This window comes from Georgenia phoenicis (genome assembly GCF_047302425.1).
In the GTDB taxonomy this organism is placed as follows: domain Bacteria; phylum Actinomycetota; class Actinomycetes; order Actinomycetales; family Actinomycetaceae; genus Oceanitalea.
Genome location: NZ_CP154855.1, coordinates 987,127 through 1,000,545, shown reverse-complemented (window position 1 = coordinate 1,000,545; position 13,419 = coordinate 987,127). Strand labels below are relative to the sequence as shown.

The 13,419-nt window shown below is 75.0% G+C and carries 10 protein-coding genes; 1 reads left to right on the top strand and 9 read right to left on the bottom strand.

From position 1 onward, the window contains the following. Nucleotides 1–50: 50 nt before the first annotated feature. Nucleotides 51–650 carry a GDSL-type esterase/lipase family protein gene (locus AA0005_RS04915; protein WP_413452292.1) on the top strand — a complete coding sequence of 200 codons (600 nt, stop codon included), beginning with the start codon at nt 51–53 and terminating at the stop codon, nt 648–650. A gap of 93 nt (nt 651–743) precedes the next feature. On the opposite strand, the gene AA0005_RS04910 is transcribed toward AA0005_RS04915, so the two are convergent. The 9 genes from AA0005_RS04910 to AA0005_RS04870 all read right to left on the bottom strand — a co-directional run bounded on the left by AA0005_RS04910 (nt 744) and on the right by AA0005_RS04870 (nt 13,405). Then, entirely contained in the window at nt 744–2,162 is a 1,419-nt protein-coding gene (locus tag AA0005_RS04910) for a peptidoglycan DD-metalloendopeptidase family protein (RefSeq protein WP_413452291.1), read from the bottom strand. Nucleotide 2,163: 1 nt separating this feature from the next. Continuing rightward, a complete protein-coding gene (gene ftsX / locus AA0005_RS04905) occupies nt 2,164–3,078 on the bottom strand; it encodes a permease-like cell division protein FtsX (RefSeq protein WP_413452290.1) in 915 nt (304 codons plus the stop codon). A 9-nt stretch (nt 3,079–3,087) separates the two neighbouring features. Continuing rightward, nucleotides 3,088–3,777 (bottom strand): cell division ATP-binding protein FtsE, encoded by a 690-nt coding sequence (ftsE, locus tag AA0005_RS04900; protein WP_251838562.1) that lies wholly within the window; start codon nt 3,775–3,777, stop codon nt 3,088–3,090. 126 nt (nt 3,778–3,903) lie between these two features. After that, nucleotides 3,904–5,025 carry a peptide chain release factor 2 gene (gene prfB, locus AA0005_RS04895; protein ID WP_413452289.1) on the bottom strand — a complete coding sequence of 374 codons (1,122 nt, stop codon included), beginning with the start codon at nt 5,023–5,025 and terminating at the stop codon, nt 3,904–3,906. A gap of 49 nt (nt 5,026–5,074) precedes the next feature. Continuing rightward, nucleotides 5,075–5,209, bottom strand: a complete 135-nt coding sequence (locus tag AA0005_RS04890; protein ID WP_413452288.1) for a hypothetical protein — start codon at nt 5,207–5,209, stop codon at nt 5,075–5,077. After that, nucleotides 5,206–6,420 (bottom strand): multidrug effflux MFS transporter, encoded by a 1,215-nt coding sequence (locus tag AA0005_RS04885; RefSeq protein WP_413452287.1) that lies wholly within the window; start codon nt 6,418–6,420, stop codon nt 5,206–5,208. The genes AA0005_RS04890 and AA0005_RS04885 overlap by 4 nt, the downstream gene beginning before the upstream one ends. A gap of 64 nt (nt 6,421–6,484) precedes the next feature. Continuing rightward, nucleotides 6,485–6,907, bottom strand: a complete 423-nt coding sequence (locus AA0005_RS04880) for an organic hydroperoxide resistance protein (protein ID WP_413452286.1) — start codon at nt 6,905–6,907, stop codon at nt 6,485–6,487. Nucleotides 6,908–6,944: 37 nt separating this feature from the next. Further along, on the bottom strand, nt 6,945–10,175 hold the full coding sequence (locus AA0005_RS04875) for an ATP-dependent helicase (protein WP_413452285.1): 3,231 nt from the start codon (nt 10,173–10,175) through the stop codon (nt 6,945–6,947). After that, nucleotides 10,172–13,405: an ATP-dependent helicase gene (locus AA0005_RS04870; RefSeq protein ID WP_413453062.1), complete on the bottom strand. Its 3,234-nt coding sequence runs from the start codon at nt 13,403–13,405 to the stop codon at nt 10,172–10,174. Before AA0005_RS04870 ends, AA0005_RS04875 begins: the two co-directional genes overlap by 4 nt. Between the last annotated feature and the right edge of the window lie 14 nt (nt 13,406–13,419).

The window sequence follows — 13,419 nt, the reverse complement described above, 5'->3', positions numbered from 1 at the left end:
CTCGGGGCCGGCCCGCGGTAGGTTCGGGGCACTGACGAGAAGGAGTGAGGGTGAGCGAGAGGGACGTGCGGATCTGCGTCGTCGGCGACGAGCTGTCCGCGGGGATGGGTGACGCGCGCGGCCTGGGCTGGGTGGGGCGCGTCGTCGCCCGCACGGACAGTGAGGACCCGCTCTTCGTCACCTCCCTCGCCGTGCCCGACGAGACGTCGACGGCGCTCTCGGGACGCTGGGAGAGCGAGTGCCAGCGCCGCTTCGCCCCCGGCAGCGACAACCGCCTCGTCGTCGCCCTCGGCTCGGCCGACCTCACCGCCGGGCTCTCCCTGGCGCGCAGCCGGCTCAACCTCGCCAACATCCTCGACAGCGCCCGCTCGCAGCAGGTCGAGGTCTTCGTCGTCGGCCCGCCGCCGCGTCCGGGCGTGGACGGCGACGCGCTCGCCGCGCTGTCCGACGCCTACGCCGACGTCTCCACCCGCCGGCAGGTGCGCTACGTCGAGACCTTCGCACCGCTGCGCACCCACGACCAGTGGCTGGCCGACGTCGCCGCCGGTGACGGCGTGCACCCGGGCCAGGCGGGCTACGGGCTGCTCGCCTGGCTGGTCCTCCACAACGGCTGGCACGACTGGCTGGGCCTCCCCCAGCCCGGCGCCTAGCCCAGCCCCCTCACCCAGTAACGCCGAGAGCAGAGTTGTTCCGTGGAACAACTCTGCTCTCGGCGTTATTGGGGGGTGCGTTCCGGGCCGGGGTCAGTTGCTGCGGACCCAGCCGGGGAGGTTCATCGGGTTGATCGTCGAGCCGTTCTGCCACACCTCGAAGTGGACGTGGCAGCCGGTGACGTTGCCGGTCATGCCGGTGTAGCCGACGACGTCGCCCTGGTTGACCCACTGGCCGGCGCGTACGTTGAAGCGGCTGAGGTGGTTGGTCACGGTGACGTAGCCGCTGCCGTTGATCGTCCCGTGGTCGATGATGACCTGGTTGCCGTGCGAGGCGTTGCCCGGTGCGGGGATCGTCGCCTTGACCGTGCCGCTCGCCGCGGCGTACTGCGGGTTGCCGCACGCCGAGCGCACGTCGACCCCGGCGTGGAACCACTGGTAGCCGGCCAGCGGGTGCATGCGCATGCCGTAGGGCGAGGTGACGAACATGGGGTTGGGCACCGGCGGCGTGAGCCCTCCGGAGCTGGCGCCGCCGCCGCTCGGGGCGCCACCGCCGCCGCCTCCGCCGCCGCCACCGTTGCTCTGGGCGGCCTCACGGGCGCGGCGCTCCTGCTCGCGGCGCGCGGCCTCACGCTCGGCCACGGTCCCCGACCGGTCCGCCTCGATGCCGGCGATGATGCCGGCGAGGCGGTCGTCGTCGGCCTCCTTCTGGGCGAGGTCCTCGTTGAGGCGGCCGCGCAGCTGCTCGAGCTCGGCGGCGAGGGCTGTCTGCTCCTCCTGGATCTCGATGATCTCGCGGCGGTGCGCGTCGGCGGACTCGCGAGCCTCGTCGGCGGCGGCCACCGCCTCCTCGGCCTGCGCGTGGAGCTGGTCGATCCGGTCGCGCACGGCCTGCTGGCGCAGCTCACGGTTGCGGTTGACGGCGGTGATCGTCTCGAGGTCGGTGATGACCTTGGTCTGGGTGCGCACCGCGGTGTCGACGATCGCCGTCTGGCGGATGAACTCCTCGCTCGAGCTCGCGTTGAGCACGACCGACAGCCCGTTGAGGGAGGCCCCGCCGCGGTAGGTGCTGCGGGCGAGCTCGCCGATCGACGAGCGGGTCGACTCGATCTGCGCGTCCCCCTCGGCGAGCTCGGCCCCGAGGTCACCGAGCTCGGTCTCGGCGAGGGTGAGGCGGTCGGCCACGGCCTGCTCCTCCCGCTCGGCCGCCGCGAGGGCGTCCTCGGCCTGGGCGAGGGCGGCCTCGGCCAGCGGCAGACGGGCGTTGGCGTCCTCGAGGGCGAGGTAGGCGCTGGCGAGGTCCGCGTTGGTGCCCTCGAGCCGGGAGGCGAGCGCCTCGCGCTCACGGGCGAGGGCCTCGCGCTCGTTGCGCTGCTCGCGCAGCTGGCGGTCGTACTCGCGGATCTCGTCGTCGTAGTCGGCGACGGCGGAGGTGCCGCCCGCGAGCAGCACGGCAGCGAGCGCTGCGGACACGAGCGTGCGGACGGTACGGCGGGAGGTGTGGGAACGCATGTCAGACCCTCGTGTAGCGGCTCAGGGACACCAGCGAGCTGATGCCGGCGAGCAGGATGGCGGCGAGGACGAGGAGGGGCGCGATGAGGAGGACGTCGCCGGTGTCGACGAACTGCACCCACTGGAACTCCGCGGCCAGCCACCCCTCGATGAGGTAGCGGGCGGCGAGCCACAGGCCGCCGACGGCGAGCGCCGCGCCGGCGAGCGCGGCGAGCGCGCCCTCGAGCATGAAGGGCAGCTGGATGAAGAGGTTGGAGGCACCCACCAGCCGCATGATCGAGGTCTCGCGCCGTCGGCTCATCGCCGAGAGCCGGATCGTCGTCGTGATGAGGAGGACCGCGGTGACGATCATGACGCCCGCGAGGGCGACGGCGAGGAGCGTCGCGCGGTCGAGGATGAGGAAGAGCGGCTCGAGGAGCGCGCGCTGGTCGACGACGTCCTCGACGCCGGGCCGGCCGGTCAGCTCGTCGGCGACGACCTGGTACTGCTCGGGGTCGACGAGCTTGATCCGGAAGGAGACCTGCATCTGCTCGGGGGTGAGGGACTGGGTCCACACCGTGTCGGGCATCTGCTCCTGGAAGGCCTCGTAGGCCTCCTCCTTGGTCTCGAAGAACACCTCGTCGACGTAGGGGGCGAGGGCCTCGGAGGCGAGGAGCTCCTCGATGTCGGCGAGCTGGTCGTCGGTCACCTCGCCGGTGGCGCAGGTGGGCACCGCGGAGTCCTGCGGGCACATGAAGACGGAGACCTCGACGCGGTCGTACCAGTCGTCCTTCATGTTGCCGATCTGCATCTGCAGCAGCGCGGCGGCACCGACGAAGACGAGGGAGATGAAGGTGACGAGGACGACCGAGATCGTCATCGAGACGTTGCGCCGCAGCCCGGAGGCCAGCTGGGAGAGAACGAACCGTAGTCGCATGAGGGCCCCCTACCGCGCCGCGCCGTAGACGCCGCGGGACTGGTCGCGCACCGTCCGGCCGTCCTCGAGCTCGATGACGCGCTTGCGCATCTGGTCGACGATCTCGTCGTCGTGGGTGGCCATGACCACCGTGGTGCCGATCCGGTTGATCCGGTCGAGCAGCCGCATGATCCCGATCGACGTCGTCGGGTCGAGGTTGCCGGTGGGCTCGTCGGCCAGGAGGATCGCGGGCCGGTTGACGAAGGCGCGGGCGATGGCCACGCGCTGCTGCTCACCGCCGGACAGCTCGTGCGGCATGCGCTTCTCCTTGCCCTCCAGGCCCACGGTCTCGAGGACCTCGGGCACCGTCGTGAGGACGTGGTGGCGCGGCTTGCCGATGACCTGGAGCGCGATCGCGACGTTGTCGAAGACGGTCTTGTTGGGGAGCAGGCGGAAGTCCTGGAAGACCATGCCGATCTGGCGGCGCAGCTGGGGCACCCGCCACTGCGACACCGTGGACAGGTCGCGGCCCAGGGCGAAGACCTGCCCGGACGTGGCGCGCTCCTCGCGCAGGACGAGCCGCAGGAAGGTCGACTTGCCGGAGCCGGACTGGCCGACGAGGAAGACGAACTCGCCGCGCTCGATCTCCAGGGTCACCTGGTCCAGCGCGGGTCGCGCGCCCCTGGCGTACACCTTGGAGACGTTCTCGAATCGAATCATGCTCTGAGGCCAGTCTCGGAAGTGGGGGAAGGCAGAACTCTGACCTCTTCGAGAGTAGGCACGCCTCTTCCCCGCTCCCCGGCCGACACGCCGACGGCGGCGCCGCGAGCCCGCGGCGCGGGTGGGTCAGGCGTCGTCGCCCTCGTGCTGCTTGCGCCAGCGGATCCCGGCCTCGATGAAGTCGTCGATCTCGCCGTCGAAGACGGCCGAGGGGTTGCCCTGCTCGTGCTCGGTGCGCAGGTCCTTGACCATCTGGTAGGGCTGCAGCACGTAGGAGCGCATCTGGTCGCCCCAGCTGGCCTTGACGTCGCCGGCGAGCGCCTTCTTGGCGGCGTTCTCCTCCTGCTGGCGCACGAGGAGCAGGCGGGACTGCAGGACGCGCAGCGCGGCCGCGCGGTTCTGGATCTGGGACTTCTCGTTCTGCATCGACACGACGATGCCCGTGGGGATGTGGGTCATCCGCACCGCGGAGTCGGTCGTGTTGACGGACTGGCCACCCGGCCCGGAGGAGCGGAAGACATCGACCTTGATCTCCGACTCGGGGATCTCCACGTGGTCGGTCTGCTCGATGAGCGGGATGACCTCGACGGCGGCGAAGGAGGTCTGGCGCCGGCCCTGGTTGTCGAAGGGCGAGATGCGCACGAGGCGGTGGGTGCCGGCCTCGACGGACAGGTTCCCGTAGGCGTAGGGCGCCTTGACCTCGAAGGTCACGCTCTTGAGCCCGGCTTCCTCGGCGTAGGAGGTGTCGAGCACCTTGGTCGGGTAGCCGTGGCGCTCGGCCCAGCGCAGGTACATGCGCATGAGCATCTCGGCGAAGTCGGCGGCGTCGACGCCACCGGCGCCGGCGCGGATCGTCACGACGGCCTCGCGCTGGTCGTACTCCCCGGACAGGAGGGTGCGGACCTCGAGGTCGTCGAGGTCCTTGCGGATGGCGGCGAGCTCGGCCTCGGCGTCCTGGAGGAAGGCGTCGGCGTCCGCGCCGTCCTCCTCCTGGCCCAACTCGACGAGCGCCTCGAGGTCCTCGATGCGCTGCCCCATGCGCTCGACGCGGCTGAGCTCGGCCTGCGCGTGGGAGAGCTGGCTCGTCACCGCCTGGGCGGCGTCCTGGTCGTCCCACAGGTCAGGGGCGCCGGCCTTCTCGGAGAGCTCGGCGATCTGCGCACGCAGGGCCTCCGGGTCCGTCACCGCGGTGATGGAGCGGTAGGTGGAGCGCAGGTGCTGGATCTCGGTCGGGAAGTCGGTGGCCACGATCCCCCAGGCTACGCGATCGCGAGCGCCGCCGAGGCCCGGGGGCTGGTCACAGGGTATAGGCCACGACGACCATGGCGATGAGGACGAGGGCGATGACGGCGGAGGCCACCCGCCACCACCGCGGCTGCACCGGCCGGTGCCCGCCGTCGTCGCCCCGCAGCTCGGGGGGAAGCTCGCTCATCGCCGCTCCTTGCGTCGGTAGGCGGGGGTGCCCAGCGCCAGCACGAGGAGAGCCAGCACCATGACCCCGACGATCACCGTACCCATGGCGACGGCGTCCTCGCCCAGGACACCGACGAGCGGGCTGACGACGCCGGCGAGGCCGGCCTGGGCGGCGCCGATGAGCGCGGCGGCGGAGCCCGCCCGCTCGCCGTGGCGGCTGAGCGCCAGCGCGCTCGCGTTCGGCGGGACGAAGGAGTTGACGGCGAGGAGCAGCCACAGCGGGACGACGATCCCCACGAGGCCGCCGATGTCGCGCAGCGCGATGACGTAGAGCGCGACGGCGAGCACGAGGGCCACCGGGACGGCGACCCGCATGATGTGGAGGGGGGCGAAACGCTCGACGATGGCGGCGTTGACCTGCGCGCCGATGACGAGGCCGATGCCGTTGAGGGCGAAGAGGAGCGCGAACTCGGTCTCCCCGAGCCCGTACTGCTCCTGGAAGACGAAGGGCGAGCCGGCGACGTAGCTCATGAGGGCGCCCAGGCCGAGGCCGGGCAGGATCGCGAGCGCGACGAACTGCCGGTCGCGCAGCAGCACCCGGTACCCGCGCAGCGCCCCGCCGACGCCGTCGCTGCGGCGCCGCTCCGGGGGCAGCGACTCCGGCAGGAAGCGCCACATGAAGAGCATGAGCGCCAGGCCCATCGCGGCGAGCACCCCGAAGACCGCGCGCCAGCCGGCGAGGTCGGCGACGAAGCTGCCCGCGGTCGGAGCGAGGAGCGGGGCGACACCGATGACGAGCATGAGCCGGGAGAGGATCGCCGACGCGGTGGCGCCGCTGTAGCGGTCGCGGATGACGGCCATCGCCGTCGTCGTCGCGGCGGCGTTCCCGATCCCCTGGACCACGCGAAGGACGAGCAGCGGCACGATCCCGGCGGCGACGATGCACAGCACCGAGGCGATGACGTGGAGCAGGACCCCGATCATCACGGGGCGGCGGCGGCCGAAGCGGTCCGACAGCGGACCCGCGAGGAGCTGGCCCAGTGCGCCACCGATGAGCACCCCGGTGATCGTGCCCTGGACGAGCGCGGGCGTCGTGTCGAGCTCGGTCGCCACCACCGGCAGCGACGGCAGGTACATGTCGGTGGTAACCGCCGGGAGGGCGGCCATGACGCCGACGAGGAGGATGAACTTCGCACTGGGTCGCGGAGACCGCGGGGCGAGGTTGGTCACGGGCTCATGGTGCACCACCGCCGGACCGGTCGCGGAATCCGGTCCGGCGGCGGGCGCGCGATGGTCAGTCGTCGGAGACCGTCACGGTGACGTCGATGTTGCCGCGGGTGGCGTGGGAGTACGGGCAGACCTGGTGGGCCTTGTCGGCGAGCTCCTGAGCCTGCTCCTGGGGAACCTCGGGCAGCACGACCTCGAGGGTGACGGCGAGGCCGAAGCCGCCGTCCTCACGCTTGCCGATCCCCACCTGCGCGCCGACGCTCGAGCCGGTGACGTCGACGCCGGACTGCCGGGCGACGCCCTGAAGCGCGGAGTGGAAGCAGGCGGCGAAGCCGGCGGCGAAGAGCAGCTCGGGGTTGGCACCCTGCCCGGAGCCGCCCATCTCCTTCGGCGGTGCCATGTCGAGGTCGAGGAGGCCGTCGGGGGTGCTCACGTGGCCGTCACGGCCGGCGCCGGTGGACAGGGCCTCTGCGGTGTAGATCGGTTCCATCGCCCCACCCTCACCCGGGGGGAACGCGCGTGCACGCTCAGTCGGCGGCGAGCTCGGCGAGCGCCGCTCCCAGGCGCCGCTCGATCTCCTCCTCGGTCAGCCGCCCGGCCTCGAGGGTGCGGTCGGCGCCGACGTAGTAGAACGCGGCCCCGATCTCCTCGAGCGGCCGGCCGGTGTGCCGCGACCAGGCGAGGCGGTACACGGCGAGCTGGAGCTCGCGGGCGGCGAGGGTGTGGGCGTCGCGGGGCGGGGCGCCGGTCTTCCAGTCGACGACGTGCAGCCCCTGCTCGTCGTCGAAGACGGCGTCGATCCGGCAGCGGACCACCGTGCCGGCGACCGCGGTCTCGAGGTCGACCTCGACGGCGACGGGCCGGCGGGTGGCCCACGCGGAGGCGGCGAAGGTCGCCTTGAGCTCCTCGAGGTCCGGCGCGGCGCCGGCGGGCCGGGGGTCGGTCGGGTCCTCGAGCAGCCGCTCGGCCCCCTCGACGTCCAGCAGGCTCGGGGCGCCGAAGTACTCCTCGACCCAGGCGTGGAAGAGGTTGCCGACGCTCGCGTGCTCGCTCGGGGCGCTCGGCATGGGCCGGCGCCGCTCGAGGGCGAAGGCGTGGGGGTCGTGGGCCAGCCCGACGACCGCGGAGGCGGACAGGTGCGTGCCGAGGGACACCTCGAGCCCGGCGGCCCGCGACTCGGCCCGTTCCCGCAGGAGGAGCTCGGCGTCGCGCACCCACCGTGCGACGTCGCCGCTCGGCTCGGGGGGCAGGCCGGTGGGCGTGCGGACGGCGACGGCGGCCGCCTCCAGCCGCTCCCGGCGCTCCCCGAGCGGGTCCAGCGGCCAGCTCGCCGCCACGACGCGCTCGAGGCTGGGGTTGACGGCGTCCGGTGCCGGCTGCGCCGCCCAGCCGAGGGGGGCCTCCTCGACGAGCCCGGCGTCGCGCGGCTCGGTGAGGAAGCGGGAGGGCGGCAGGGGGGTCTTGCCGGTGCGGAACCACGAGCCGGTGAGGAGCAGGGTGTGGCGGGCCCGGGTGACGGCGACGTACGCGAGGCGACGCTCCTCCCCCACCGCGTGCCGGCCGCCGTCGCGCTTGAGGGCGGTGAGGGCGTCGCGGACGTCGGCGTGGGTGGGCGCCGGCGGGATGTCGAGGGCGGGCAGGCTCTCGGCGTCGCCGCGCAGCGGGTAGGGCAGGGCGCAGCGGTCGGTGAGCCAGCCGGAGGAGCTGACGGCGCCGTCGGCGGAGGGCCGACCCCGGTAGCTGGGGAACTGGGACTCGACCATGCCGGGGACGGCGACGACGTCCCACTCCAGGCCCTTGGCGGCGTGCACCGTGAGCACCTGGACGGCGCCCGGCTCGGGGTCGGCGTCGACCGGCTCGAGCCCGCGCTCGCGCTCCTCCGCGGCGTCGAGCCAGCCGAGGAAGGCGCCGAGCCCGCCACCGCCGGTGTCCGCCGCGAAGGAGGCGGCGACGTCGACGAAGGCGTCGAGGTTGCCGCGGGCGTGGGCGGCCACCCGTCCGGCGCGCGCGGCGACCTCGATGTCCAGGCCCATGAGCGTGATGGTGTGGGAGACGACCTCGGGCAGGGAGAGGTAGCTGAGCGAGCGCACCTGGCGCAGCAGCTCACCCAGGCGCCGCACCCGCCGCAGCGCGTCAGCGCTGAGCGAGGCGCCCGAGGGGCTGCGCCAGTCCGGTGCGGGCGGGTTGTCCACGGCCTCGATGACGCTCGCCTCGCCGCGGGTCCCGGTGCCGGCGGCGAGCGAGCGCGCCCAGGCGCCCAGGACGTGGAGGTCGGCCGCCCCCAGGCCGGCCGCGGTGAGCAGGCGCATGGCGGAGTCCCCGCGCGAGGCGTCGTGGGCCGCCTCGAGCGCCGCCCGGACGTCGACGATCTCCGGCGCGGCGAGCAGGCCCCCGAGGCCGAGGACCTCGACCGGCACCCCGCGGGCGCGCAGCGCCTCGACGACGGGACCGAACTGCGAGCGGGTGCGGCACAGCACGGCCGCGGTCTGCTCCGGCGCCCAGCGCTCGACGAAGAAGTCGGCGATGCCGGCGACCTCCTCCTCGACCGTCTCGGAGTAGGCGGCGAGCACCTGCCCCTCCCCCGCACCCGGCCGGGAGACGAGCTCGGGGACCTCCACGGGCGCCGGCGCGCCGTCCTCGGGGAGACGCAGCGGCCCGGAGACCCGGTTGGCGACCGCGAGGATGCGGGCGTCGTTGCGCCAGGAGGTGCGCAGGTAGCGGGTGGGGGTGTGCTCCTGCCCGGCACGCCCGAGGCTGGGGAACTGGCTGGGGAAGTCCGCGAGCGCCGCGGCGGCCGCGCCGCGCCAGCCGTAGATCGCCTGGTTGGGGTCGCCGACGGCGGTGACGGCGTGGCCGTCGCCGAAGACGGAGGACAGCAGCCGCAGCTGGGCCACCGAGGTGTCCTGGTACTCGTCGAGCAGGACGAGCGGGTACTGCTCGCGCAGCGCCTGCCCGACGGCGGGCACGGTCTCGGCGATGCGGGCGGCCATGGCGACCTGGTCGGCGAAGTCCATGACGCCGTGCTCGCGCTTGGCCCGGGCGTAGGCGTCGACGAGGTCGAGCAGCGCGAGCCGCTCGCGCAGCGAGGCGACGACCTCCCGGGTGGGTGCGTAGGGCTCCTTGGCGCGCGGGGCGGGGGTGGCGTCGGTGAGGGAGCCGGCGAGCTGCTCGAGCTGCTCGCGGGCGTCGTCGGTGGACAGCAGGTGCTCGGCCAGCGCGCCGGACAGGGAGAGCACCGCCTCGGTGACCGAGCCCGGGGTGGCGTCGACGTCGAGCGTGGCGTGCCAGCCCTGGACGACGGCGTCGGCCAGCTGCCAGGCGCCGGCCTCGGTGACGAGCCGCGCGTCGGGGTCCATGCCGATGCGCAGCGCGTGCTCCTTGGCGATGTCCGCGGCGAAGGAGTTGTAGGTGGCGATGGTGGGGCGGTCGACGTCCATGCGGGCGTCCTCGACGGCGAGCAGGCCGGCGCGCCGCAGCTGGCGCAGGCGCAGGCGCACGCGGTCGGAGAGCTCGGCAGCGGCCTTGCGGGTGAAGGTGAGGCCGAGCACCTCGTCGGCCCGCACCTGCCCGTTGGCGACGAGGTAGACGACGCGGGCGGACATCGTCTCGGTCTTGCCCGACCCGGCGCCGGCGACGACGAGCTGCGGGGCGAGCGGGGCCTCGATGACGGCCTGCTGCTCCTCGGTGGGCACGTGCTGGCCCAGCGCGCGGGCGATGTCCGCGGGGCTGTGCCGGACGGGGCTGAGGGTCTCGGTCACTGGGTCACCTGCCGTCCCTCGCCCTGGAGCGGGCAGCTGCGGCGCACCGGGCAGTGGCTGCAGCCGGGGTTGACGCGTGCCTCGAAGGAGGCACCGGACATCGTGTCGGCGACCCGGGCGACGAGCTCGTGCGCCCAGGCGGGGTCCTCCGCGTCCCGCGGGGGGACCTGCCGCCGCTCGGTGGGCCCGGCCTTCCCGGTGCCGAGGTAGACGAGCCGCGCGCCGGCGGTCTCCGTGGCGCCCGGGAGCCCGCCGGCCTCGACGGCGACCTGGTAGGTGGCGAGCTGGGCGTTCGTGCGGGCCTCCTCGTCGCTCACCGGGTTCTTCGAGGTCTTGAGGTCGACGACGCGCACGGTCTCGCCGCCGCCCTCGGCCGGGCCGAGCCGCTCGACGCGGTCGATGCGGCCGGTGAGCAGGGCGCGTCCGACGGCCGCCTCGAAGGAGGTCTCGACGTCGACCTCGCCGGGGACCCCGGCGAGGTAGTGGGCGAGGCGCTCGACCATCCGCTCGGCCTCGGCCCGCGAGCGCCGCCCGACCCAGCCGTCCCCGAGCCCGAGGGAGGACCAGCGCGCGTCGAGGGCCGCGCGCAGCTCCTCGAGCGTGCCGTGCGGGTGCTCGGCGGCGATGTCGTGGACGAGGTTGCCCAGGGACTGGTCCAGGGAGTCCTCGCGGCGTCCGCCGGCCGTCTGCAGCGCCCAGCGCAGGGGGCAGCGGTCGGCGGTCTCCACCGCGGAGGGCGAGACCCGCACCTGCTGGTCGGCGGCGGCGAGCGGCGCGGAGCTGCTCACCGCGGCGAGCCCGAGCCACTCGGCGGGGTCGGCGCCGGCGACGCCCTCGGCGGCGAGCTGCGCGAGGAGCGCGGCCGCCGCCTCGCGCCGGTCCTGCTGCCCCTCCCCGCGGGAGGCGGCGAGGAGCTCGGCGTCGAGGGCGGCCCGCAGCTCGGCGACCAGCCCGCGCAGGTCGAGCGCGGGCGGGACGTGCCCGACGGCTTCGTCGGCCGCCTCGGCGCCGAGCAGCTCGAGGAAGGAGGAGGGGCGGTCGTCGAGGTCGAGGACCGCGGTGGCGACGAGCCGGCGGGTGGCGCGAGAGACCGCGACGGCGAGCATGCGCAGCTCGTCGTCGAGGACGTCGCGGCGGGCCTGGCTGCGGGCGACGGCGCTGCCGGGCTCGCGGCGGCCGGAGGCGATCTCGGCGAGCTCCCCGGCCCCGAGGAGGGTGTCGCGCAGCCGCAGGTCGGGCCACACGTCCTCCTGGAGGCCGGCGAGCACGACGACCTCCCACTGCCCGCCGCCGGTGCCCGCGGGGGTGAGGATCGCGACCGTCTCCCGGCGCTGTGCCTGCGCGGCGAGGGTGTCGGCGGCGATGTCCTGGGCGAGGACCTCGGCGACGAAGCCGGCCGGCCCGGCCCCGGCCTGCCGCTCGTCGAACTGCTCGGCGGCGCGGAAGAGCGCCATGAGGGCGTCGAGGTCGGCGTCGGCCCGCTCCCCCGCGGCCCCGCCGGAGAGCGCGCGGCGGCGCCACGGCTCGGCGAGCCCGGTGGCCTCCCACAGCGCCCACAGCACCTCGGTGGCCCCGCCGCCGCGCTCGTGGGCAGCGCGGCCGGCCGCCAGCACCCGGCTCACCCGCACCGGGCCGCTGCGGGAGGGGCCGGGCAGGTTCGCGGCCCGGACCGGGTCGGCGAGCACCTCGAGGAGGAGCGCGTCGGTGGCGGCCCGCACGGCGAGCGGCGCGCTGCCCTCGGGCAGCTCACCGGCCACGGCGCCGCGCAGCGCCCGCCGCAGGCCGCGCAGCGAGACGGCGTCCATGCCCCCGAGCGGGGAGCACAGCAACCCGACCGCGGCCTCCGCGTCCAGCTCCCCGGTGACCGCCCGCAGCGCGACGAGCAGCGGACGGACGGCGGGCTCGTCGCGCAGCGCCTGGCGCGCGCCGTCCTGCGCGACCGGGACCCCCGCCTCGCGCAGCTGGCGGCGCAGGCCGGCGACCTGCCCGGTGGAGCGCACGACGACGACCATCTGCGACCACGGGGTGCCGTGGTGCAGGTGCTCCTCGCGCAGCCGCCGCGCGACGTGCGCGGCCTGCTGGCTGGGGCTGCGCAGCACGGCGGTCTCGACCCCGCGGGGCGGGTCGCCGGGCCGCTGGGCCGGCTCCCGCAGCTCCCCGTGCGGGGCGCCGCGGTGCCGCGCGCCGCCGACGACGGAGATCTCGCTCGTCACGCGGCGGGTGACCTCGCGCAGCGCCGGCGTGCCGCGCCACACGGTGCCGAGCACCTCGCGCTCGGCGTCGAAGCCGCCGATCGCCTCGCGGGTGACGGCGCGGCCGACGAGCGCGGGCGTACCGCCGCGGAAGCCCTGCACACCGGCGTCCGGGTCACCGAGCAGGACGAGCTCGGCCCCCTCGTCCGCCAGCGCGTGGAGCAGGCGCGCGGTGGCGAGGGTGGCGTCCTGGTAGTCGTCGACGACGACGGTGCCCCAGCGGGGCGGGGCGAGGTCGGGCAGGTCCTCGCGCCACGTGCGCAGCGCGTGCGTGGCGACGTCGACGATGGCGGCGACGTCGTAGCGGGCGCCGCGGTCGGCGGGTGTCTCCCCGAGCACTGTGACGTCCGTGTACTCCTCGAGCACGACGGCGGCCGACTCCCACTCGGGCCGGCCCGCGCGCCGGCCGAGCTCGGCGAGGTCCGCCGGGCTCAGTCCCAGCTCGACCGCCCGCGTGAGGAGGTCGCGCAGCTGGTTGCGGAAGGCCGGCTGGGCGCGGGTGTCCGGGCCGGTGCTCGCGGGCCAGCGGGGGTCGCGGCCCAGGCCGTCCGCGTGCCCGGCGAGCAGCTCGGCGATGATCGCGTCCTGCTGCGGCCCGGTGACGAGCGTGGGCGGCGGCTGGCGCAGCGCCGTCGCCCGCGCGTGGACGACGGCGTAGGCGAAGGACGCGACCGACCGGACCAGGCCGCGGGTGCTGCCGCCGTCGAGCCGGGTGCCGACGGCGTCGCGGACGCGGTCCGCGGCGCGGCGGGAGGGGGCGAGGAAGAGGGCGGGGCTGCTCAGCGGGTGCGTGCCGAGCGCGGCGGAGGAGGCGGCGCGGGCGAGGAAGGTCTCGACCGCCGTCGTCGTCTTCCCGCTGCCGGGCGCGCCGACGACGAGGAGGTGCCCCAGGCCGGCCGGCCGCGTCACCACGCGCAGCTGGTCGGCGTCGAGGTCCACCGGGGCCTGCGCCGCCGGGACGCTGAGCCGGACCGCCATCTGAGTCACGCGTC

Bases quoted from the DNA above. Each gene is read 5' to 3' on its own strand.
- ftsX (WP_413452290.1), bottom strand. From the start codon at position 3,078: ATGCGACTACGGTTCGTTCTCTCCCAGCTGGCCTCCGGGCTGCGGCGC.
- AA0005_RS04880 (WP_413452286.1), bottom strand. From the start codon at position 6,907: ATGGAACCGATCTACACCGCAGAGGCCCTGTCCACCGGCGCCGGCCGT.
- AA0005_RS04870 (WP_413453062.1), bottom strand. From the start codon at position 13,405: ATGGCGGTCCGGCTCAGCGTCCCGGCGGCGCAGGCCCCGGTGGACCTC.
- AA0005_RS04890 (WP_413452288.1), bottom strand. From the start codon at position 5,209: ATGAGCGAGCTTCCCCCCGAGCTGCGGGGCGACGACGGCGGGCACCGG.
- AA0005_RS04910 (WP_413452291.1), bottom strand. From the start codon at position 2,162: ATGCGTTCCCACACCTCCCGCCGTACCGTCCGCACGCTCGTGTCCGCA.
- ftsE (WP_251838562.1), bottom strand. From the start codon at position 3,777: ATGATTCGATTCGAGAACGTCTCCAAGGTGTACGCCAGGGGCGCGCGA.